General features: G+C 39.8%; 22 protein-coding genes. 20 read left to right on the top strand and 2 right to left on the bottom strand.

The window, feature by feature from the left end; all coding sequences use genetic code 11:
- Position 1: 1 nt before the first annotated feature.
- From pelF to FS486_RS12895, 7 genes are all read left to right on the top strand, one after another.
- Positions 2-1414 (top strand): GT4 family glycosyltransferase PelF, encoded by a 1413-nt coding sequence (gene pelF, locus FS486_RS12925; RefSeq protein WP_144511969.1) that lies wholly within the window; start codon positions 2-4, stop codon positions 1412-1414.
- Positions 1415-1420: 6 nt separating this feature from the next.
- Positions 1421-4507, top strand: coding sequence for an exopolysaccharide Pel transporter PelG (gene pelG / locus FS486_RS12920; RefSeq protein WP_144511968.1), 3087 nt, complete (start codon positions 1421-1423; stop codon positions 4505-4507).
- 1 nt (position 4508) lies between these two features.
- Entirely contained in the window at positions 4509-5219 is a 711-nt protein-coding gene (locus FS486_RS12915) for a polyphosphate polymerase domain-containing protein (RefSeq protein ID WP_260858111.1), read from the top strand.
- A gap of 24 nt (positions 5220-5243) precedes the next feature.
- Complete coding sequence (locus FS486_RS12910; protein ID WP_260858110.1) at positions 5244-5924, top strand: DUF4956 domain-containing protein; 681 nt, start codon at positions 5244-5246, stop codon at positions 5922-5924.
- Between the two features lie 881 nt (positions 5925-6805).
- Complete coding sequence (locus FS486_RS12905; protein WP_144511965.1) at positions 6806-7066, top strand: YhdT family protein; 261 nt, start codon at positions 6806-6808, stop codon at positions 7064-7066.
- A complete protein-coding gene (panF, locus tag FS486_RS12900; RefSeq protein WP_144511964.1) occupies positions 7063-8508 on the top strand; it encodes a sodium/pantothenate symporter in 1446 nt (481 codons plus the stop codon). Before FS486_RS12905 ends, panF begins: the two co-directional genes overlap by 4 nt.
- Positions 8509-8524: 16 nt before the next feature.
- The gene (locus tag FS486_RS12895; protein ID WP_144511963.1) at positions 8525-9439 is read left to right on the top strand and encodes a DMT family transporter; all 915 of its coding nucleotides are present in this window, start codon (positions 8525-8527) and stop codon (positions 9437-9439) included.
- Positions 9440-9462: 23 nt separating this feature from the next.
- On the opposite strand, the gene FS486_RS12890 is transcribed toward FS486_RS12895, so the two are convergent.
- A complete protein-coding gene (locus FS486_RS12890; RefSeq protein WP_144511962.1) occupies positions 9463-10353 on the bottom strand; it encodes a LysR family transcriptional regulator in 891 nt (296 codons plus the stop codon).
- Positions 10354-10504: 151 nt separating this feature from the next.
- Between FS486_RS12890 and FS486_RS12885 the strand changes: the two genes are divergently transcribed.
- The 10 genes from FS486_RS12885 to FS486_RS12840 all read left to right on the top strand — a co-directional run bounded on the left by FS486_RS12885 (position 10505) and on the right by FS486_RS12840 (position 19915).
- On the top strand, positions 10505-11245 hold the full coding sequence (locus FS486_RS12885; RefSeq protein WP_144511961.1) for an acetoacetate decarboxylase: 741 nt from the start codon (positions 10505-10507) through the stop codon (positions 11243-11245).
- Between the two features lie 13 nt (positions 11246-11258).
- Positions 11259-12284, top strand: a complete 1026-nt coding sequence (locus FS486_RS12880; protein ID WP_144511960.1) for a ketopantoate reductase family protein — start codon at positions 11259-11261, stop codon at positions 12282-12284.
- A 199-nt stretch (positions 12285-12483) separates the two neighbouring features.
- The gene (locus FS486_RS12875; protein ID WP_144511959.1) at positions 12484-13200 is read left to right on the top strand and encodes a hypothetical protein; all 717 of its coding nucleotides are present in this window, start codon (positions 12484-12486) and stop codon (positions 13198-13200) included.
- 86 nt (positions 13201-13286) lie between these two features.
- Positions 13287-14042 carry an RNA polymerase sigma-I factor gene (sigI, locus tag FS486_RS12870; protein WP_144511958.1) on the top strand — a complete coding sequence of 252 codons (756 nt, stop codon included), beginning with the start codon at positions 13287-13289 and terminating at the stop codon, positions 14040-14042.
- The gene (locus FS486_RS12865) at positions 14039-14914 is read left to right on the top strand and encodes an anti-sigma factor domain-containing protein (RefSeq protein ID WP_144511957.1); all 876 of its coding nucleotides are present in this window, start codon (positions 14039-14041) and stop codon (positions 14912-14914) included. Before sigI ends, FS486_RS12865 begins: the two co-directional genes overlap by 4 nt.
- A gap of 203 nt (positions 14915-15117) precedes the next feature.
- Positions 15118-16152: an N-acetyl-gamma-glutamyl-phosphate reductase gene (argC, locus tag FS486_RS12860; protein ID WP_186321446.1), complete on the top strand. Its 1035-nt coding sequence runs from the start codon at positions 15118-15120 to the stop codon at positions 16150-16152.
- Positions 16153-16184: 32 nt separating this feature from the next.
- Positions 16185-17396, top strand: coding sequence for a bifunctional glutamate N-acetyltransferase/amino-acid acetyltransferase ArgJ (gene argJ, locus FS486_RS12855; RefSeq protein ID WP_186321451.1), 1212 nt, complete (start codon positions 16185-16187; stop codon positions 17394-17396).
- On the top strand, positions 17359-18135 hold the full coding sequence (gene argB, locus FS486_RS12850; protein ID WP_144511955.1) for an acetylglutamate kinase: 777 nt from the start codon (positions 17359-17361) through the stop codon (positions 18133-18135). Before argJ ends, argB begins: the two co-directional genes overlap by 38 nt.
- Positions 18132-19256, top strand: a complete 1125-nt coding sequence (locus FS486_RS12845) for an acetylornithine transaminase (protein WP_144512107.1) — start codon at positions 18132-18134, stop codon at positions 19254-19256. Before argB ends, FS486_RS12845 begins: the two co-directional genes overlap by 4 nt.
- Positions 19257-19447: 191 nt before the next feature.
- Complete coding sequence (locus FS486_RS12840; protein ID WP_144511954.1) at positions 19448-19915, top strand: SRPBCC family protein; 468 nt, start codon at positions 19448-19450, stop codon at positions 19913-19915.
- A 93-nt stretch (positions 19916-20008) separates the two neighbouring features.
- Here FS486_RS12840 and FS486_RS12835 read toward each other — a convergent pair whose 3' ends face one another.
- Positions 20009-20563 carry a helix-turn-helix domain-containing protein gene (locus FS486_RS12835; protein WP_144511953.1) on the bottom strand — a complete coding sequence of 185 codons (555 nt, stop codon included), beginning with the start codon at positions 20561-20563 and terminating at the stop codon, positions 20009-20011.
- A gap of 245 nt (positions 20564-20808) precedes the next feature.
- Between FS486_RS12835 and FS486_RS12830 the strand changes: the two genes are divergently transcribed.
- Genes FS486_RS12830 through FS486_RS12820 form a run of 3 tightly spaced genes read left to right on the top strand, consistent with a single transcriptional unit; the run spans position 20809 to position 23068 of the window.
- On the top strand, positions 20809-21630 hold the full coding sequence (locus FS486_RS12830) for a transporter substrate-binding domain-containing protein (protein ID WP_144511952.1): 822 nt from the start codon (positions 20809-20811) through the stop codon (positions 21628-21630).
- Between the two features lie 31 nt (positions 21631-21661).
- Positions 21662-22318: an amino acid ABC transporter permease gene (locus FS486_RS12825; RefSeq protein ID WP_144511951.1), complete on the top strand. Its 657-nt coding sequence runs from the start codon at positions 21662-21664 to the stop codon at positions 22316-22318.
- Positions 22319-22339: 21 nt separating this feature from the next.
- On the top strand, positions 22340-23068 hold the full coding sequence (locus FS486_RS12820; RefSeq protein ID WP_144511950.1) for an amino acid ABC transporter ATP-binding protein: 729 nt from the start codon (positions 22340-22342) through the stop codon (positions 23066-23068).
- Positions 23069-23729: the final 661 nt, after the last annotated feature.

The raw sequence follows: 23729 nt of genomic DNA, 5'->3' as shown, positions 1-23729 counted from the left end.
AATGAGAATCTGTTTAATTGCAGAAGGATCATATCCTTATGTCACAGGTGGGGTATCCAGCTGGATTCATAGTCTGATCACAGAAATGCAAGAACATGAATTCATCGTGTATGCCATTGGAGCGGAAACAAAACAAAAGGGAAAATTTCGGTATGAGCTTCCACCAAACTTAATCGAAGTAAAAGAAATCTTTCTAGATGAATATTTATTCGAAGAAAAACGATGGGGAAAACGATATAACCTCACCTCAAGTGAACGGAATAATCTTGTTTCGCTTGTGAATGGGAGTAACGAAGTTAATTGGAAAGATCTATTTGATTTGATAAAAAGTAAAAAGTTCGAAAACGTCAGGGAATTTTTATCTAGTAAAGACTATTTTGATCTAGTCGAGTATTTAGGGAAAAATGAATACAGTCAAGTTCCCTTTACGGAATTATTTTGGACAGTAAACTCCATGATACTTCCCTTATTTTTAACAATTCGTCATGAAGTTCCTAAAGCGGATATCTACCATTCTGTGTCTACTGGATACGCTGGAGTAGTAGGAGCGCTTGCAAAATGCTTGTACAATAAGCCACTACTATTGACAGAGCATGGTATATATTCTCGCGAAAGAGAAGAAGAAATTATTAAAGCGGATTGGGTAAAAGGATATTTCAAAGATTTATGGATCAACTACTTCTATACACTATCTAGTTCAATTTATGAGACTTCTGACAAAGTAATAACCTTATTCAATCGAAACAAAGAAATAGAAATAGAATTAGGATGTCCAGAAGACAAAATCCTCCTTATTCCAAATGGAGTAGATGTTATAAACTATAGCAATCTATTGCAAGCTCCTGACAAGGAAATCATCCGAATAGGAGCTATCGTTCGAGTGGTGCCAATTAAGGACATTAAAACAATGATTCAAAGCTTTGCACTAGTGGAAAGTGAAATACCAAATGTAGAACTATACATTATGGGACCTGCTGATGAAGACGATGCCTATTATGAGGAATGTATGCAGATGGTGGATGCTTTGGGAATTAAGAATATTACATTTACTGGAATGGTACAAGTAAAGGACTACGTTGGCCAAATGGATATTCTCATGTTGACGAGCATCAGCGAAGGACAACCATTAGCAATTTTAGAAGGGTTGGCTAGCTCCAAGCCTTTTGTATGTACGAATGTTGGTGGATGTAAGGAATTGATTAGCGGTAGCGAAAACGATAATTACGGCAATGCAGGTTTCATCGCACCAGTGATGCACTATGAAGAAATAGCGAATTATGTTGTCCAGTTATGTAAGGATAAAAAGCTAAGAGAAAAAATGGGTGAAAACGGATATAATCGTGTGAAAAATAAATACAAACGTAGCGAATTCATCGCAAGTTATCGGAAATTGTATCAATCGGTAGGAGGGTAAACTAGCATGGCAGGTATAGGTTTTGAACTAAGAAAATTATATAGAGAAGAAGGAATTCTTCAAAATATGAAAGCTTATGCATATTCTTCTTTGACAACGATTGGTCCAATGGTCTTATGTATAATTTTAGTGTTCGTCCAACAAAATATGATGTTATCAAATGGCAGTAGATTTCTAGATAATGAATTATTCATCTCCACAATGACGTACTGCTTCATTTTTTCCATCGTTTTGACTTCTGGACTTTCCATGGTCTTAACTAGATTCATCGCAGATATGATCTATCAAAAAAAGTATGAAGAGATTATTTCCTCGTTCTACGGGGCGCTGATCATCATTTTACCTATTGGCGGAATAATTACTAGTATTTTTCTATACGGGGTGGATGAAAGTATCGGCTATAAAATAGCCGCCTATTTGTTTTTTATAGAACTTATTATCATTTGGATTCAAGGTGTATATTTATCAGCGCTTAAAGATTATAAAAGGATAGTACGTGGCTTTGCAATTGGAGTATTGGTATCTATTATCGTTAGCTATGTCCTATTCCAACTTACAACATTTAACGCTACGACAATCGCTTTAGTTGGAATGGATATGGGGTTCGCGATTATTGTAGGCTCAGCAATGTATCATTTTGAACAAGTATTTCCACGAAATGAACAGAGGAATTATTTTTCTTTTATATACTACTTCCGAAAATATCCAACCGTCTTTTTTAGCGGGTTGTTTGTCTATGCAAGCGTGTATATTCATAATTTTGTTTACTGGTTTTTCTCAGATGACCAATTACTAGTTTCAGAGAGATTTAGATTGATGCCTTTTTACGATTTACCTGTTTTTTATGCATACATTTCAGTTGTACCTTCTCTTGTTATGTTTGTCGTAATTGTTGAAACGGATTTTTATGAACGTTTTTTAAATTATTATAAGAATGTAATAGACGGTGGTACGTATAAAAGTATGAGTATAGCGAAGAAGAAAATGCAAGATGTATTATTGCATCGCATCGGTTTTTTAGTAGAGGTACAGCTTCTTTTTACAGCTTTATCTATTGCAATAGGCATTATTTTTTTACCAAAAGTCGGTTTTTCGATGGAACAATTAGATCTATTTATTTTATTATGTCTAGCTTATTTTTTCTTCATTATTATGTTTGTTATACTGCATGCGCTAATGTATTTTGACGATCAGAAAGGCGTGTTAGTTATTAGTGCATTGTTTTTTTGCTTAAATGGTATGTTGACTTTTATAAGTATGAAAATGGGGATAAACGGACTTGGAATGTTTGCTGCATCTTTTGTAGTTTTGTTACTGACAATTGGAAGATTATTATATGTTCTATCCAATATTGATTATTATACGTTCTGTTCTCAACCGTTAAGCATCCAGAAGAAACAGAAAAAAACATATTTCTCGTTTTCCAAAATCGTTACGACACTTGCTATTATCGTAACCTCCAGTATTATTTTGTCGGGCTGTTCAAACAAAGAGCCTGAACAAGTGGCAGCGGATGAGAAAGTACAGGAAACAATAGACAACGAAAAATTAGTGGAAGATAAAAGATTGTACGAACGCGATGAAGATGATTCTATCAAGTCACTGTATATCACCGTTCTACCAGATGATAAGGAGAAACTAGACTGGTATTCTCTTAATCGAATAACGGACCGATACAGTGAGGAAAAAATGGATATTATTTTTGCAGAAGGTACAGAGGATGGCAAAGGTCCCAAAGAAGGGATGTTTGGCAATGGAGCGGTAGAAGCAAATGCGAAGGTTAGTCTACGAGGAAATACTTCCCGCTATGCAGCGCAAAAGTCATACAAAATTAAGTTATTCGATACAGCGGGCTTATGGCAAAATCAGCGGACGATAAATCTAAACAAACATATTGGAGATTTAAGCCGAATGCGAAATAAGCTTAGCTTTGATTTGATGGAAAATATGGCTAATATGACAAGCTTGCGTACGCAATTTGTTCATTTGTACGTAAAAGACTTATCCAATGGAAAAAATGGAGAGTATGAAGATTACGGTTTATATACTCAAATAGAACAACCGAACGAAATGTTTTTAAAAAATCATTGGTTAGATCCAAGTGGTTATTTATACAAAGTCACTTTTTTTGAATTCCAACGATATCCAAATGAAATTAAATCCCAAACAGACCCAACATACGATAAAAAGGCATTTGAAACGATTTTAGAGATAAAGGGCAGGGAAGAACACGACAAACTCATCGCAATGCTGGACGACATCAACAATATGGCAATGCCGATTGAGGAAGTCATAGATAAGCATTTTGATTTGGATAACTTTTTAACATGGACCGCTACGAATATTCTAATGGACAATATGGATACAGACGCCAATAACTTCTATTTATATTCACCTTTGAACTCCGATAAATGGTTCATCCTGCCGTGGGACTATGATGGTGGGTGGGAACTACAAAGAAATGAAAATTCAATTAGACCCTATCAAGCAGGTATAAGTAACTTTTGGGGAAACACTTTGCATAACCGATATTTTCGAAATGAAAAGAATGTTCAACAACTAATCGACAAAGTAGAAGAACTATCTCAAACCATTAATTCCAAAACCGTGGAAACGCAGATAAATCAGTATGCTGAAATAGTGAAACCTTTCCTGTATAGAGATCCAGATATTCAATTCCTGCCTGCAGTGAATACCAATTTTGAAGCGGATCTACAACTGTTGAAGGATACACCAGAACGAGCAAAACAAAGATTTTATGAAGACATTCAAAAGCCAAAACCATTTTACACAGACGATGTGGTCGTAACAGATACAGAGCTATTGTTTTCTTGGCAAGTTTCATTTGATATACAACAAGACGATCTTTTTTATACTGTGACTGTCGCTCGTGATCCACTTTTCACAGAAGTTTTAGAAGTAAAAAAGGATATTCGTGAAAATGAATTTAAAATGGCAAAACCCGCTAGCGGACAATATTACTGGAAAGTTACGGTAGTGGATAATAAAGGAAATGAACAAACCTCCTTTGATATGCACATCGACGAGGAAGGAAACGAATTCTTTGGAATCAGGGATTTTAAGGTGGAGTAAAATGACGATACATGGTAAAAAATTTAGAAATGAACTGAAATACTATTTGCATGTGTACGACTATTTTTCACTTCGACAAAAGGTTTCATCTGTGCTGGAGCTAGATAAAAACTCCCAAACAGAAGATGGATATGGCATACGCAGCCTTTACTTTGATGGCATACACAATCACTCTATTTACGATAAAAACAATGGTGTGTTCAATAGAGAAAAATACCGTATACGTATTTATAATGGAAGCGATCAGAAAATAAGTTTAGAAAGAAAAAGCAAATATGGAGATTTTATTTCCAAAGAAGCAGCTCCTATTACACGTGCAGAATATGACGCTATTCTACGAGGGGATATAGATGTTCTGTCCGATAAAGAACATCCACTATTGAAAGACTTTTATGCAGCATTAAAATTTCGTAACTTTCTCCCTTCCGTAATTGTCGATTATATTCGGGAAGCGTATGTATATGAGCCTGGAAATGTTCGTATTACATTTGATAAGAAATTATCAGCAGGGTTAAGCACAATCGATTTATTTAATCCAAACATCATTTGGGAGGAACCCCTACTACCAGAACAGACAATTTTAGAAGTAAAATTCGACCAGTTCCTCCCGGATAATATTCGCCAATTAGTGCAACCAGAAAGACTTATGCGCTCCGCGATATCAAAGTACGTACTGTGCAGAGAAGTAAATATAAAGCATTTTAAATATTAGGTTTAGTAAGGGGTAAAAATTAATATGAATGATACATTAAACTTTCAAGATGTCATAAAAAAGAGTGTACTTCATTTGGAAGCATTTCGAAGCGTCTCCTATATTGATATTTTTCTAGGATTAGCATGCTCCTTCGGGATTGGCCTGTTTATCTATTGGATTTACAAAAGATATTTCCGCGGGGTTGTATATAGTTACAACTATAATGTTTCCTTTGTTTTAATGACGATGATCACTACATTAATCATTATGACGATTAGCACGAATATCATCCTTTCACTTGGGATGGTTGGAGCACTAAGTATTGTACGATTTAGAACGGCCGTAAAAGATCCTTTGGATATCGTCTACATGTTTTGGGCAATTGCTGCCGGAATCGCAACTGGAGCCAAAATGTACCCACTCGCCCTGATTGGGTCCCTTGTTCTCGGTGCAACGCTCGCATGGCTATCTAAAAAGAAAACAAAGCACGAAGCCTATCTTTTAATCATCCGGCACACAGACGAAGCAACAGACGAATTAAGAACACAGCTGAAAAAATTGAACACCAAACTAAAATCAAAATCAATCCGCAACAACTTTACAGAACTGACCGTCGAAATAAACCTACGCGACGACAACACAGCATTCATGTCCACCATCAACAAAATAAACGGCATAATCGAATGTTCCCTAGTCAACTACACAGGCGACTACGCCCAATAAGAATAGGAGAACCTGCCAAACAACAGAGGCAGGTTCTTTTTTAATTATAGTGAGTTCCCTAAAATGGGTGATGAGTTCCCCGAAGAGTGTGACGAGTTCCCCAAAGAGTGAGGCGAGTTATCCAAAGAGTGGAGCGAGTTCCCCAAAGAGTGGCGTGAGTCCCCCAAAGTCGAGTGAGTTCCCCAAAGTGTGTGACGAGTCCACCAAAGAAGGGAGCGAGTTCCCCAAAGAGTGACGTGAGTTCCCCAAAGCCGAGCGAGTTCCCCAAAGAGTAGCGCGAGTTCCCCAAAGTCGAGTGAGTTCCCCAAAGAGTGTGATGAGTCCACCAAAGAAGGGAGCGAGTTCCCCAAAGTCGAGTGAGTTCCCCAAAGTGTGTGACGAGTTCCCCAAAGAGTGACACGAGTTCCCCAAAGAGTGAGGCGAGTTATCCAAAGAGTGGAGCGAGTTCCCCAAAGAGTAGCGCGAGTTCCCCAAAGTCGAGCGAGTTCCCCAAAGTGTGTGATGAGTTCCCCAAAGCGTGACACGAGTTCCCCAAAGAGTGTGATGAGTCCACCAAAGAAGGGAGCGAGTTCCCCAAAGTCGAGTGAGTTCCCCAAAGAGTAGAGTGAGTTCCCCAAAGTGTGTGACGAGTTCCCCAAAGAGTGAGACGAGTTCCCCAAAGTCGAGTGAGTTCCCCAAAGAGTGTGATGAGTCCACCAAAGAAGGGAGCGAGTTCCCCAAAGAGTGACACGAGTTCCCCAAAGCGTGACGTGAGTTCCCCGAAGTCGGGCGAGTTCCCCAAACCACGACACGAATTCCCCAAACCAAAAAAATCCACTATTAACATCTGAAAATAACTTCGCTATACTAAAGGAATCATATATACATAGGAGTGGAGGAATATGGATCCTAGATTTAAAATAGCGCATCGGGAGGCCCTCATTGGCGTGGGGCTAGCGGTTGCTCACTTTATTTGGTGGTTCGGCTTTGCATATGGACTTGGTTCACGACCGGTAGAGGAGTATACGTATATTCTTGGATTTCCGGATTGGTTTTTTTATAGCTGTATTGTTGGGTTCATTCTTGTGGGAATAACGGTAATTCTTTTAGCGAAGTTTATCTTGAAGGATGTTTCCTTTGAAGAAGAGGGGGATGAGGTATGAATATTCAAGTGATCATCCCGATGATTCTGTTTCTTGGCGTTATTTTTTTCATTGGCTTTTGGTCTAGTAAAAAGATGGAGTCATCCACTGGCGGATTTTTGCAAGAATATTTCTTGGGTGGGCGAGAGCTAGGTGGTTTTGTCCTGGCGATGACCATGGTGGCGACGTATGGGAGTGCATCAAGTTTTCTCGGTGGACCGGGGACTGCTTATACAATGGGTTTCGGCTGGGTTCTGCTTGCAATGACGCAAGTCGTGACGGGCTATTTTGTGTTGCTTATTTTAGGGAAGAAGTTCGCAATATTAGCGCGCAGATACAATGCTATTACATTAATTGATTTCCTAAAAGTGCGTTATAACAGTACAGTGGTTGTGTTGCTTGCAGCGGCAAGCATGATTATCTTTTTATTCTCCGCAATGACGGCGCAATGGGTTGGCGGTGGTCGACTAATCGAGTCATTAACTGGTATGAAGTACACAACTGCTTTATTTATTTTCGCTGTATCCGTGCTCGTTTATGTAGTGATCGGCGGGTTCCGTGCAGTTGCGGTGACAGATGCTGTACAAGGCGGAGTTATGGTAATCGGGACGCTTATTTTATTGATCGCAGTCATTATTGCTGGGGGCGGGGTACCGAATATTATGCAAGATTTACTTTCGGAAAACCCCAATCTTGTGACGCCATACGGCAATGATGGAAATTTATCGGCAGCGTATGTATCCTCCTTTTGGATACTTGTTGGGGTAGGGGTTGTAGGGCTGCCGCAAATGGCAGTACGTGCAATGTCTTATAAAAACACACGCTCGATGCATCGCGCTCTAGTAATAGGAACAATTGTAACTGGTTTTATTATGTTAAATATGCATTTAATTGGTGTGTTTGCACGGCCTATTTTACCTGGTGTGGAAGTGGCGGATACCGTGATCCCGCTCGTCGCGTTGAAAATTCTTCCTGCTTGGCTTGCCGGGATTGTTCTCGCAGCACCACTTGCGGCGATAATGTCGACAGTCGACTCCCTGCTTATTTTAGTAAGTTCTTCTATTGTAAAAGATGTTTATATTAATTACATGAAACCAAATGCAAGCGAGAAATCGATTAAACGGTTAAGCTTTGGAGTGACGACCATTTTAGGGTCCATCGTCTTTTTATTGGCATTAAATCCACCAGACCTGCTCATTTTCTTAAATCTATTTGCATTCGGGGGGCTAGAAGCTGCTTTTATTTGGCCAGTAGTCCTAGGTCTTTACTGGTCTTATGGCAATAAATACGGAGCGATCGCATCGATGATCACAGGAATAGTGTCCTACATAGCATTGCATTTTTACAATGAAGCATACGGCAATCTATTCGGTGTGCACACGGTCGTGGTGCCAGTAATCTTATCACTACTTGCTTATATAGTGTTTAGCTTACTGATTAAAAAAACAAAATATATATTTTAAACAAGGAGGCTCTCAAATGAAAGAATGGAAAATTTATGCCATGCTCGTGTTCGTCATGTTCGTTTGGGGAGCCAACCTTCCCATACTAAAATATTTAGTAACAGTAGTACCGCCTGTTACACTAACTGCTTTTCGAGTTCTGAGTGCAGGACTAGTCGTGCTTTTGATATTGTGGAGAATGAAACTCCTTCGCAAGCCAACGAAGCAGGAATGGAAGTACATATTGCTAGGCGCACTGACAAATGTTGTCTTGCATCATTATTTCTTGAATATCGGATTATCGATAACAAGTGGAACCCATGGAGGACTAATTTTAGGGACCGGTCCTATGCTAACGGCAATCTCAGCAGCATTAATACTGAAGTATTTTCCAACAAAGTTTCAATGGCTAGGTTTAGTATGTGGTTTTGCAGGGCTCAGCGTGTCCATTTTAGTGGGAGGGGATACAGGGGGAGCAAATATTGGCGACTTCTTCGTTTTCCTCGCTATTTTGGCGCAAGTACTGAGCTATATGGTCATAAGTAAAGCGGCGAAAACACTTGACCCAAGACTGTTAACCGCATATATGTTGTTGGTCGGTGCATTCGCATTGATAGTAATTAGCTTTATACAGGAGCCAGGCGGATTTGTTGCATTCACCGAAACTACCCCACTTTTCTGGGGATTGTTTTTAGCTTCGGCAATTGTCTGCACAGCGGTCGGTCATCTCATGTATAACTATGCAGTCGGAAAAGCCGGCGCAACCAAATCAGCCATATTTATGAACTTAAACCCGTTATTCTCTCTCATGCTATCAGCTATTTTCCTAGGAGAAATATTGAATGTGCGTCATTTCTTAGGATTATTCCTAATCATCATAGGGGTTCTTCTTGGTTCTGGTGCAGCGGAAGACCTATGGAAAAAACGGCAAGAAAAAAGAGCTACTTCCTAAAAAGTGGCTCTTTTTTTATTTTATTACGGCTTAGGGACTTTGAACATAGCGTAGTTATCTTTAAAATATGAAATGATAAAGTCACGGAAATCTTTTACTGTAGGGGATAACAAACGATCTTTTACCCATGAAAGCCCTACTGTATAAATAGGGTCAATATCTTTAATTTGAACGTAATTTAAACCGTATTTGTTACATACCGAAATGGGAAGTAATGCTACGCCTTGATCTAGCTTAATTATTTCTGCTAATAGACTAGAGTCCACTTCGAAATTATTAATAGGAGTAAATCCTGCTCTTTCACAAAGAGTAGTTGTAAAATCCTTATATTCCTCATTATTAGCTAAAGAAATAAAAGGTTCATTGGCTACTTTGCTTAACGAGATTTCAGATTCCCCTACCAGCTTGTGGGAGGAAGGCAGAACCAGTACGATATCTTCCTCAACCAGTACACAGCTTTCTATCTCCTCATCCACAATTGGAGGTCCCGCTATTCCCAGATCAATATCCCCTTTTTTCAAACTTGTGAGTATTTCATTTTTTACTTCGATTCCCTGTTGTATTTTCGTGCCGGAATGCAGGCCGATATAATCACTGATTAGCCCTGTGAGAAATCTCGGATTAGAAATCGATATTTTGATGGCACGAGTATTTTTTTCTTGTGACTGAATTTCCATTTTTGCATTTTCAATTTCGGTAAAAATCTTATTCACATGTTTTAAAAGAATTTTTCCAGATGAACTTAACTCGATATTCCTTCCTTTTCGGTGAAATAAATTCGTGCCTAATTCACTTTCAAGTCTCTTAATTGTAAGGCTTAAAGAAGGCTGAGCAATATTAAGTTGTTGGGCAGCCTTCGTAATATGTTCTGTATAGGCGACCGTTTGAAAGTATTTTAATTGGAGGAACTCCATTTCCCGTCACTCCTTTTATTTATTAGAATAAATATATTTATATATTATTATATATTAGAATAAATGTAAATTACGGTATAAAATAATGGAAGAAGGAAAAAGTAAAGAAAGAAAATATTGAAACTTAATCGAAAGGGAAGGTGTTATTCATATGAGAAAGGATGAAGTGGTTAAGCAGTTTACAACTCCGTTGGATGCGGGGGCATTTCCGGTAGGGCCATATCGTTTTTATAATCGCGAATACTTGAACATTTTATATAGAACCGACCTTGAAAGTTTAAGAAAAATTGTTCCAGAACCATTAGAGATTAAAGATCCGCTCGTGAGGTTTGAAATAATGAAAATGCCAGATGTTACAGGACTTGGATCATACACAGAGTGCGGGCAGGTAGTACCTGTAAGCTTTGAGGGTGAAGAAGGTGATTACCTCCACGCAATGTACGTAGATAGTTTTCCGGCAATCGCATCTGGTAGAGAAATAGCAGCGTACCCTAAAAAACTGGGCAAACCTAGTTTAAATGTAGATTCCGACACCTTAGTGGGATTGTTGGATTATGGTACGTTGAGAGTAGCTACCGCAACCATGGGGTATAAGCATTTTCCGCTTGATCATTCGGAGGCACTTAAGGAGATCATTAAACCGAATTATATGTTGAAAAAGATGCCAGGATATGATGGATATCCAAGAATTTGTGAATTGGTACGCAGTCAAATTACGGATATTAAAATACTCGGTGCTTGGTCAGGTCCTGCTAGGCTAGAACTGTTCGCCCATGCTCTTGCACCGATGGCTGATTTACCTGTACTAGAAGTCGTCTCGGCTTCCCATATCATAACAGAATTAACACTGGCATCTCCAACTGTTATATACGATTATTTAGTTGAAAAATAAGGAGGATATTCAAATGCGAATTGCAATTTTAGGAGCGGGTTCTTTAGGAACTATTGCTGGGGCATATATTGCTGCTGGAGGACAAGATGTAGAGTTGATTGATGTCTATCAAGCTCATGTGGATGCATTAAATCAGTCAGGTGCAAAAATTATCGGTACAACGGATTTTCAAGCACAGGTGAAAGCAATTACTCCTGACAATATGTCAGGTATATATGACTTAGTCTTGCTTTTAACTAAGCAACTGTATAACGATTCAATCCTACGAGACTTGCTACCATTTTTAGGAAAACAAAGTGTAGTACTCTCCTTACAAAATGGTATACCTGAAGAAAAAATAGCAGCAATTGTTGGTCGGGAACGAGTGATCGCTGGGTCCGTTGAATTTGGTGCTACGTTTATGGAGCCGGGAGTTTCAAGCCTTACAACAGAATACAACCACTTTAAGAAATATGCTTTTCAAATTGGTGAATTAAACGGTGCAATAACAGAAAGAGTACAGCAGATCAAATCAATTTTGGACCTTGTAGGGGGCACAACCATTTCCGATAATCTAATTGGAACGAAGTGGTCAAAGCTTTTGATTAATAATGCATTTAGCGGTTTATCAGTTGCACTTAACACAGAATATGGAGGAGTACTTGATAGCGAGATCGGTATTGTATGTGCTGCACATATAGCAGATGAAACAATCAAAGTCGGACACGCAAACGGTGTAAAATTTGCGGAAATGAATGGCTTTGATGTTGCATCATTAGAAATAAAAAGCGAAAAGGATATTCCTGTGCATATCCAAACACTACGTACTATTATGGAACCTTCTAGACTATTAAAGGCAAGTATGCTACAGGATCTGGAAAAGAAACGGAAGACTGAAATTGATTTTATAAATGGGGTTGTTCCACAGCTTTCTGCAGAAAAAGGAATTTTGACACCTTATAATGAGATGGTTGTAAAATTAGTGAAACAGGCTGAAGAAACCCAAACAATAACGAATTTTGATTCCAATATTAAATTTTTTGAAGAACTAAATGACTAGAAAAAAAGCTTAAAAGAAGAGGTGTGTTCCATCATACGGAAACACCTCTTCTTTTCGTATATTACAGGATTGTTACTGGCACAAGAAACTTGTATCTTAACTGTAATATTTCGACCCTCTTAAACTGAAATGCTTGTACGAATAATAGAGTGTCCGAGCAAAACAACACGGACAAAATATTATACGAGGTGATTCGAGAATGCAGATGAAATGGAAAAAAACTGGGGCAGCTCTACTAGTAGCAACGATAACAGTAACAGGTGGTAGTTATGCGTGGGCAAATGAAAACTTGTTCGACACGGTTAATCTAAATGATGTACTGAAACAAAACGAAACAGTAACTGAAAAAACACCAGAAAAAACTACTGAGGTTCCAACAGGCGACTCTGTAAAAGAAGTTGTGACAACAGAAGATTCTGCTGGGCTCGACATTACAATACCTGAAGGATATACTGCTGGAAACCTAAAAGCACTTTCAAAAGCATATGAAAATGCGGGTAATGAAACTGCAAAAGCAGCCATTAAACGTAATGCTGAGCGTGCAATTGCAAAATTTGAAGCTTCTCAAAAAGAAGAGACAGAAGTGGATAAGCCAGAAGTTGAGAAACCTGTACAAGAAGAGCCAACAATTGTGGAGCCTGTAAAAGAGGAGCCAGTCAAAGTAGAAACAGTAACTGAAAAAACAGTAGTAGAAAAACCTGTTGAAGTAGCACCGGAAGAAGAGAAAGTAAAAGAAGATACTACTAAAAAAGAAGTAAAAGCTGTTGAAAAAGAAGAGAGAAAAGCGCTTCAAGCAGAGCAAAAAGAAGAACGAAAAGCTCTACAAGCAAAACAAAAAGAAGAGCGTAATGCGTTAAAAGCGGAACATAAAGCCGAAAAACAAGAAAATAAAAAGAACAAAAAAGACGAAAAATAATCATTGTTAAATTTAACCGCTTTTCATTTACCGCAATGCCTTATACAATCAAAGGCGTCCGGATGAAGTGAGAACGGAGGGTATGTATGCTTTTGTCCATTATTTATGGCGTATTCAAAACAAAAACAAATCCATCATGGAGCGAGCTTGCAAGCAAGGCAAAAGCGGGTGATGAGGAGGTTCTTAATGACCTCCTTTTTGCCTATACTCCATTTATGAAAAAAACGGCCTCCTTTATTTGCAAACGTTCAATTGATGAACATGACGAGGAATTTAGTATAGCGATGAATGCATTTCACGAAGCAGTGATGGCTTTTGATGCTGACCAGAATGCTTCCTTGCAAACGTTCGCTCACTTAATTATCAAACGACGGATCGTCGATTATATTCGAAAAGAAGCATCTAGAAAAGAAAAAGTATTACTACTACAACCGATAAAAGAGGAAGAAGCGCTGTCAGAGCAACACTTTTTATTATATGAACAATCGGTTCGTACATATACAGAAGAACAATTAACGATAGCAAGAAGAGAAGAATTACAACGTTACAGCGAAAAGTTATCTATCTATAATTTATCATTTGCAGAGTTAACAAAGTCAGCACCAAAACATGCGGATACAAGAAAGACTGCATTTCAACTAGCACAAATAATTGCTAGCTCAGAAGAATTTTATAATTATTTAATAACCAATAAAAAACTGCCTATGAAAGAAATCGAAGCACTGGTCGAGGTATCTCGAAAAACATTGGAGCGGCATAGAAAATATATTATTGCCGTCATCTTACTACTAAACAGTGATTTCATTTATATAAAAGACTATGTTAAAGGAGAAATCATATGATGCGCACGTACAAAGGAATTGTTTGTGAGAAAAGCGATAAATATATGGTTTTTCTAACGAATGAAGGTGAATTTCTTCGTGGCATTCCACTTTCTACTGACCCAGAAATGGGGGAGGAAACTGAATTTCGTTTAATAGCAGCAACTAGTCTTTATCGAAAACGATTAAAACCCTTTGTCATCGGACCAGCGCTTGTCGCTGCGGTACTTCTAGTTTTTTTGGTAGCATCATTTATTTCTCAAACAAATCCTACATATGCTTATGTTCAGCTAGAAGGGGATAGTGGAGTTAAACTAGGAGTAGACAAAGAAGGAAACATTGTTTCACTCCTTTCATTGGATGAACTGCCTATTTTGGAGAGTGATGAATGGGAAGGTCTTCCGATTGGAATCGTACTAGCAAAAGTGGTGCGGAAAATAGAACCGGAGAATGAAGAGCTTCACATTACGACTGTATACGAAAAACAAGGCAAAGAGGAACTAAAAAAACATATCGAACAAGCCGTAATCAAAGTCCAAAACGAGCATAAGAGCAAAGTAGAAGAGAGAAAGAAAGATAAACAAAAGCCCACTCCAAAAGTTGAACCACCAGCTGTGGAAAATAAAGAAAAACAGCCAAAAGCACCAGTTATAAACAAACAAATGGTTCCAAAATCAACAAGCAAACCTGATAAAGAAGAAAACAGTTCTACTAATAAAGAACAACATAAACCTAACAGTGCTGCCAATAAAAATAAAAATACAGAAAAACAACCCCAGAAGAATAACAAAGGAAAATCTCACCCTTCAGAAAATAGATCTCAAAACAGTAATAACAATAAGAACAATAATGGTAACAATAATAACCATGGCAAAAATGCAAATAAACAATAAAATGCGAAGAGAGAGCGGTCCCTAGGATCGCTCTCTTTTCTGTAATTCTTCCTCAAATTGAAAATTAGCTTCAGATAAATGGATAAGCGTAACCAGCAATCAAACCTATTAAAACAAATCTTATAATATATAAAAAAATACAATTGACTTTATATTTATGCATAGTTATACTATTTTTAATCATTAATGAAGAGGTGGATGAGTTGAAGGTTGGGATAATTGGGGCAACGGGATATGGAGGACTAGAGTTGATAAGGCTTCTGCATAACCACCCAGAAATAGAAAACATAAGTTTGTTCACCTCTTCGGAAGAGGGAATGCAGTTTTCGAATAAATATACACACCTGATGAATATGTATGATCAACCTCTACTAAAAATAGAGAAGGATAGACTAGCAGATTTTGATGTTATTTTTACAAGTACACCATCAGGAGTTTCAACTGAACTTCTCCCCGCTTTAATCGGAGTTGGACCGAAGCTCATCGATTTGTCGGGTGACTTTCGTTTAAAAGACGCGGCTCAGTATAAGCAATGGTATAAAAAAACACCTGCCCCAGAAGAAGTGATCGAAAAGAGCGTGTACGGTTTAACTGAGTGGAATGAAGCGGCCATACAACAAGCACAATTGATCGCCAACCCGGGATGTTATCCGACAGCGGTTCTTCTTTCTGTTCTGCCACTTATTAAAGAAAATCTAATAGACGCAACACAGCTAGTTATCGATGCGAAAAGTGGAATATCCGGAGCAGGCAATAAACCCACCCAAATGACACATTACAGTGAAACGAACGAAAATACAGCGATTTACAAATTACATCAACACCAACATATACCAGAAATCGAGCAAGCAATTGGTCAATTTGCCGACCAAGTTTCACCAATCACATTCACGACCCACCTAGTCCCGATGACAAGAGGGATTTTAGCAACTAGCTACGCACCTGTAACGCAAGGGGTAACGGAAAACCAGCTCACCAATGCACTAGAAGAGACCTATGATCATCACCCGTTTGTCCGAATCATAAGGGAAACAAACAAATTCGGTACAAATCAAGTGTACGGATCGAACTTTTGTGATATTCACGTGAGACTAGACCCCAGAACGAACCGAGCGACTATCGTTTCGGTCATTGATAACTTAGTAAAAGGAGCAGCCGGGCAAGCGATTCAAAACATGAACGTTCAGTTCGGTTTAGATCAAGTGTCAGGCCTCCAGCAAGTCCCACTCTTCATCTAAAAAACTAGGAGGAATTTCATTTGACAACCTTAATGACAATGAAGTCAATTTCATTTAAAAATATCGCATCACCAAAAGGATTCAAAGCAACCGGAATCCATTGTGGTCTCAAGCATAAGAAAAAAGATCTTGCTCTACTAGTGAGCGACGTCCCGGCAAGTGTCGCTGGTGTTTTTACAACTAATGCCATCCAAGGTGCACCTCTTATCGTGACAAAAGAAGTCGTACAAAGCACTGGTAAAATGCAAGCGATCATCATCAATTCTGGCATAGCTAACTCGTGCACGGGCAAGCAAGGAATTATCGATGCATACACGATGCAAGAAAAAACAGCGGAAAAACTAGGAATTTCCCCGAAACTAGTCGGCGTTGCTTCCACCGGAGTAATCGGAGAAATGATGAAAATGGAGCCATTACTTGCAGGCATACAAAAACTTCATCCAATCGATGAGCTTGAAGGAGCAATTGGATTCGCACAAGCGATTATGACAACAGATACTGTAACGAAAAACACATCATACAAAACAACAATTGACGATAAAGAAGTAATAATAGCGGGTACGGCAAAAGGTTCTGGAATGATTGAACCGAATATGGCGACGATGCTTGGTTTCATTACAACTGACGCAAACATCGAATCCAACTATCTACAAGCGGCACTCAAATCGATTACCGATAAAACATTCAATTCCATCACAGTTGACGGCGACACGTCTACGAATGACATGGTCATCGTCATGGCAAACGGACTTGCAGAAAATAATACGCTTACGCCAGAACATCCAGACTGGGAAAACTTCATCCAAACATTGCATGCAGTTTCCCAAGACTTAGCGAAAATGATTGCAAAGGATGGAGAAGGTGCGACAAAACTGATCGAGGTGGAAGTAGAAGGTGCGGCAACCGATGCAGAAGCTCGTATGATTGCCAAAACGGTTGTAGGCTCGCCACTTGTGAAAACTGCAATTTTTGGAAGCGATGCAAACTGGGGGAGAATTATCGCAGCTGTGGGATATAGTGGAGCACAGCTTGATCCAAATGCTATCACGATTAAAATAGGTGGAGCAAAAGTAGTGGAAAACGGGGAGCCAATTCCTTTCTCGGAGGAAGAGTTATTTAATTATCTAAAGCAGCACGAAGTAAAGATTAACGTCGTGCTTAACCAAGGCAACGGTCAAGGATTAGCGTGGGGGTGCGACTTAACGTATGACTACGTCCAAATCAACGCAACCTATCGCTCCTGAATGTATTGTTATTAAACTTGGTGGAAGCATGCTCGAACGGTTGAATGAAGAGCATATTGCAAACTTCAAAAAGCTGCAAGAGCAAGGAATGGACCTCATCTTTGTTCACGGTGGAGGTCCAGCAATTAATAAACAACTCGCAAAAAACGGAGTCACATCTACAACAATCAATGGATATCGTGTGACAACCGAGGAAGCAGTAGGTATCGTACAATCCACTTTAATTGGTCAAGTAAACCCGACACTTGTTCATCAATTGAATAAAAGTGGGATAACTGCAATCGGATTAAGCGGCTACGACAACCTACTTTCTTGCACATTCCTAGATAAAGAAACATACGGCTTTGTCGGTGAAATTAAAGAAGTAAACAGCGAACTAATAGTTACGCTACTTTCTAATGGTATCACACCTATCATTTCCTGCATCGGATGCACGGAAGACGGCATACCGCTCAACATCAATGGAGACACAGTAGCGGGCAAAGTCGCACTGGCAATGAAAGCAAAAAGCCTACTACTTGTCACGGACACATCAGGCATTAAAATCGATGGAAAAGTGCATCAAACAGCCACTATTTCTAATATTAACACTTGGATAGAAACAGCTCATATCTACGGTGGAATGCTTCCGAAAGTGACAGCGGCCCTAGATTGTTTGGCAGAAGGCATGCCATCCGTCCAAATTGTTGGCGAAAATCTAGAAGGAACGACTATTTTACAACAGGGGGTATTCGCATGAGTGCATTATTTCAAAACTACACGCGCAGGCCAATCCATCTCATTCAAGGAAAAGGCACCATGGTAATGGACGACAAAGGGAAAGAGTATCTCGATTTCACAAGCGGAATCGCAGTCTTAAGCCTTGGTCATGCGCATCCTGCAATCGTGTCAGCAATTCAACAGCAAAGTGAAAAACTATGGCACACATCAAACCTATTCGAAAGTCCCGAACAAGAAAAACTTGCCGCATCACTCGTTAAAGACACCCATCTTTCGCATGCATTTTTTTGTAACAGCGGAGCAGAAGCAAACGAAGCCGCGATCAAAATGGCACGTAAGCATACCGGCAAGCATGACATCATTACCTTCGAAAAATCATTTCATGGTCGTACGTTCGGAGCAATGTCCGCAACTGGTCAAGCTAAAGTGCGTCAAGGCTTCGGACCGTTGCTCGAAACATTCCGGACAATTCCATTCAATGACGTCGCGGCGTTAAAAGCAACTATAGACGACGGAGTAGCTGCAATTATGCTCGAACTCATCCAAGGGGAGGGTGGCGTTAACCAGGTAACGCTGCAATTCGCAGAAGCGATTGCGCACATTTGCGAATCGAAAGGCATCCTTCTCATCATTGACGAAGTCCAAACCGGTATCGCGCGTACAGGAACTCGCTTTGCATACGAACAAACCGTTCTAAAACCTGATATTGTGACGCTTGCAAAAGGTCTTGGTGGTGGTTTTCCGATAGGAGCCATGCTTGGCACAAACGCATTATACGACACATTTAGTCCTGGCACGCACGGCACCACTTTCGGAGGAAACCCGCTTGCAGTCGCAGTCGCGCAAACTGTTATCAGCCATGTATTCACTTCTGAATTCTTAGTGGAAGTTAATAAAAAATCCAGCTACTTTTTAGGAAGGTTAAAAGAACTACTACCCACATACGAAATAGTCGGCTCCGGGCTATTGCTCGGCATTGTATGCGAGGAAGAAGTAGCACCATACATCGAACAAGCAGAACAATCCGGTCTCTTATTAGTAGCGGCAGGCCCAAACGTCATCCGACTACTGCCTTCGCTAACCGTCACGTTCGAGGAAATCGACCAAGCCATATATATACTTTCTTCTATATTAATATAGAAGAAACACCTTGAATTAAAGCGCTCAGAGAATCGCTATTCATAACCAAGGACCGTCCTGAAAAATGGCGGTCTTTTTACTTATTTTAAAATTCAAACAAAAGTGACTAATCAGTTATTGCAATCCTCCGCTATTATGCTACACTTTAGAAAACTCACTGAATATTACCTATAGGGAAAAGGAGTGCACACATGCTAACGTGGCATAAAGAAATAACAATTCCAGCACCAATAGAAACAATATGGAATCTATTTGATTTAAATCATATTCAAAGAATCATGCCGAACATCATGGAACACAAACCTGTGGAAATAAAAGAAGGAGTCGTTGGCTCTACCTATCAGCAAACGTATAAAGAAGGTAACAGAACAGAGACTTACATCGTAACGGATTTGGAGTATGAAAACACTCCAAACAAAAAACATAATAAAATCGAATTCACCTTAGCGAAACTTTTCAACATCCAAGCTGCATTCACACTAATAAAGATAGATGACCAAACAACCCAATTTATCTATACTGGTCAAAACGCTGGTGTCAATTTTCTTGGCCGTACCTTAAGTAAGCTAGGTTCTAAAAAGCAAAATGAAAAAATAGTAAATGACTTTGTAGAACTAGTTCGCACTGAATCTTTGAAAGATATGCAGAAGGTAAGATAAGAAAAATATGCAAATAATCCTTTCTGTATTTTGAAGTTTTTTTGACTATTGCGATAAATCCGCAAAAAAAGCCTTCCGTCTAAGCGGAAAGCCTTAAAAACTATGAGTCATCGTCCAAACTGCTACAGCGTTTTCATCACCAGCATTAATAAATCGATGTGGCAGTGAGCTATCTAAGTAAATACTATCACCTTTACAAATTGTATGACTACCGCCTTCCACCTCGACACGCAAACATCCAGAAAGCATCATCCCGCATTCCTCGCCACCATGAAACAAAAAAGGAGTATCTAAATCTTCTCCAGGCTCCACAATCATTTTAAATAAACTCATTTGTTTTCCAGAAGGAGGGGATAGCACCTCATAGCTCACGTTGGGGCGTATGCGCCTAATAGTTTTAGCTTCCCCAGCACGTGAAATAATAACAGGGTTTGTCTCTTCTGTTTCGAAAAAGGAAAAAACAGGAACCTTTAAGCTGTGACTTAACTTCCAAAGTGTCTCCAAAGATGGAGATACCAGTCCCCGTTCTATTTGAGAGATCATACTTTGACTAACACCTGTAAGTTTGGCAAGCTCCTCCGACGTCAGGCTCTGAAACCTGCGCAAATATCGAATTCGCTTGCCTATTTCTTCTTTTGGAAACTCCATTCCAACACCCCTTTGAATAAACATTCAATTAACAGAATAATAAAACATATAATAATTGATTACTTGTAAACATAAACTCTATTATTAATTCTATTTTGCACCTTTTTGCAAATAGAATCAATAATAATAATATTATAACTAATTATTTTTTATGTAGACAGTTGAATAATAATAATTTATACTACTAATAATTCACTAGTTTCATAAGGGGAACTGAAGAAATAACAAATGGGGGTAAGAGAAAAATGAAAAAATGGTTAGCAGCTGTACTTATGATTACCGTTTTAATTATTGCTGGTTGTAGCAATGATTCAGGCGGTGGGGTATCAACAGAAAACTCAACAATTCAAAAAGCACTCAAAAACAAAAAATTAGTCATCGGGATGTCGACAGGATATTTCCCATTCGACATGAAAAATCCAAACGGTGATTTCGTAGGATATGACGCGGACACTGCAGAAGCACTTGCTAAGGCACTTGGAGTAGAAGTAGAATATAAACAATTTACATTTGACGGTCTAATTCCTGCGTTACAAACAGGAGAAGTAGACATGGTTTTCGCTGGTATGACAATCCGTGGTGACCGCGCACTAGCAGTAAGCTTTGCAGATCCATACTTTCAAACAGGTCAAGCTGTTATGCTTCCTGGTAAAGATACAACAACAAAAACATGGCAAGACCTTGATGTAGCAGGCAAAAAAATTGCAGTAGGTATCGGAACTACTGGTGCGTTACTTGCGAAAGATGTATTTAAAAACGCACAAGTAATGGACTTCGAAAACTTCCCAGATGCAGCAGCAGCTTTAGCAGCAGGAAAAGCGGATGGGATCGTATATGACGAGCCGGCAATCGCGATTTGGAAATTACAAAATGGAGACAAAGTAAGACAATTAGAAGGTTTAATCTCCACTGAAAACCTAGGAATCGCACTGAAAAAAAATGACTTCGAAACAATTCAATGGGTAAACTCATTCTTAAACAGCTATCTAGGAAGCCCAGCAGAGCTTGCATCTCGTGAAAAATGGTTTGAAACTTCTGACTGGTTAGATGAAGTAGTAGAAGAGTAGGACACTCTGGCAATCTAGAGGAGGAACAACAATGATATACGACTGGAGTGTTATCCCGCGTAATATGGACGTCTTTATAGACGGTGCCATAAAAACATTAGAAATTTCTTTATTAGCGATTCTTATTGCTATCCCGATAGGCGTAATTTTTGGGATGGGACGTATTTCGAAAAACAAGATTTTCAGATTGATATCTTCTATTTATGTAGAAATTATCCGCGGTGTTCCACTGCTTGTTTTACTTATTTGGATATTCTTTGTTCTCGGACAATACTTTAACCTTGGTTCCTATTGGGGTGCAATCTGGGGGCTTGCGATATTTGCTGGTGCATTCATTGCAGAAATCGTTCGTGCAGGTATTCAAGCTGTCCCAAAAGGGCAAATGGAAGCTGCACGGTCACTCGGCATGTCACATTCAAAAGCGATGACGCATATTATTCTTCCGCAAGCTTTCAGACGAGTATTACCACCGCTTGCATCGCAATTTATTATGCTCATAAAAGATTCATCTCTCGTATCAACCATTGCGGCAACTGACTTAACGCTAAATGCAAAAAACCTAGTAGCAACATCATTCCGCTCGGTAGAAGTATGGACATTCGTTGCACTAATCTATTTCATCATGACATTCAGCCTATCACTAATCATTCGATACTTCGAAAAAAGATTACTGAAAAGCGAAGCATAACGTTAAGGAGGGTGTACCCAAATGATCACTATTAAAAATGTCAATAAAAGCTTCGGTGCCCACCACGTCCTAACCGACGTTTCGCTCGAAGTACCTAAATCGAATGTAGTTGCATTAATCGGACCAAGTGGAGCAGGAAAATCCACCCTTATCCGTACGATCAATGCCTTAGAGCCTATTGATAATGGAGAAATCATCGTCGAAGGAATATCTATTCATGACAAAAAAACGGACATTAACAAAGCGCGACTTAACATTGGCTTCGTATTCCAAAGCTTTAATCTATTTCCGTTTCTAACAGCACTGGAAAACGTAACGATTTCACCAATGAAAGTAAAAGGTCTTTCAAAAGAAGCAGCCGAAAATAGAGGGAAAGAACTACTGGCATCTCTTGGACTAGCTGACAAATGCGACGCTTACCCAAGCAGACTTTCCGGTGGGCAACAACAACGTGTAGCCATCGCTCGCGCACTCGCAATGGATCCACAAGTCATGCTATTTGACGAACCAACATCCGCACTAGATCCAGAAATGGTAACCGAAGTGCTCGATGCCATCCGCAAACTAGCAAAAGACGGCATGACCATGGTAGTCGTAACACACGAAATGGGCTTCGCCAAAGAAATCTGCGATGAAATTGTCTTCATGGCAGAAGGAAAAATCGTCGAACGCGCCGCACCATCTAAATTTTTCGCCAACCCAGACACCCAGCGTGCCCAAGACTTCCTATCCAAAGTCCTAAACCACTAGAGCAATCTAGTGGTTTTCTTTTTTGGGGGGGAACTATTCATCGAGTCCCCCAAAGTCATGCCCGAGTTCCCCAAAACACCCGACGAGTTCCCCAATAACCCCCGGGTTCCCCAATAACCCCCGGGTTCCCCAAAACACCCATCGAGTTCCCCAAACTCATCTCCGAGTTCCCCAAAACATCCGACGAGTTCCCCAATAACCCCCGGGTTCCCCAAAGTACCCATCGAGTTCCCCAAACTCATCTCCGAGTTCCCCAAAACACCCGACGAATCCCCCAATAACCCCCGGGTTCCCCAAACTCATCTCCGAGTTCCCCAAAACACCCATCGAGTTCCCCAAACTCATCTCCGAGTTCCCCAAAACACCCATCGAGTTCCCCAAACTCATCTCCGAGTTCCCCAAAACACCCGACGAGTTCTCCAATAACCCCCGGGTTCCCCAAACTCATCTCCGAGTCCCCCAATAACCCCCGGGTTCCCCAAACTCATCTCCGAGTTCCCCAAAACACCCATCGAGTTCCCCAAACTCATCTCCGAGTTCCCCAAAACACCCGACGAGTTCTCCAATAACCCCCGGGTTCCCCAAACTCATCTCCGAGTCCCCCAATAACCCCCGGGTTCCCCAAACTCATCTCCGAGTTCCCCAAAACACCCATCGAGTT

Origin of the sequence: Bacillus sp. FJAT-22090 (genome assembly GCF_007676755.1) — a bacterium.
In the GTDB taxonomy this organism is placed as follows: domain Bacteria; phylum Bacillota; class Bacilli; order Bacillales_A; family Planococcaceae; genus Psychrobacillus.
Note: the sequence above shows the minus strand (reverse complement) of the source record. Positions and strands in the feature narration are given on the sequence as shown.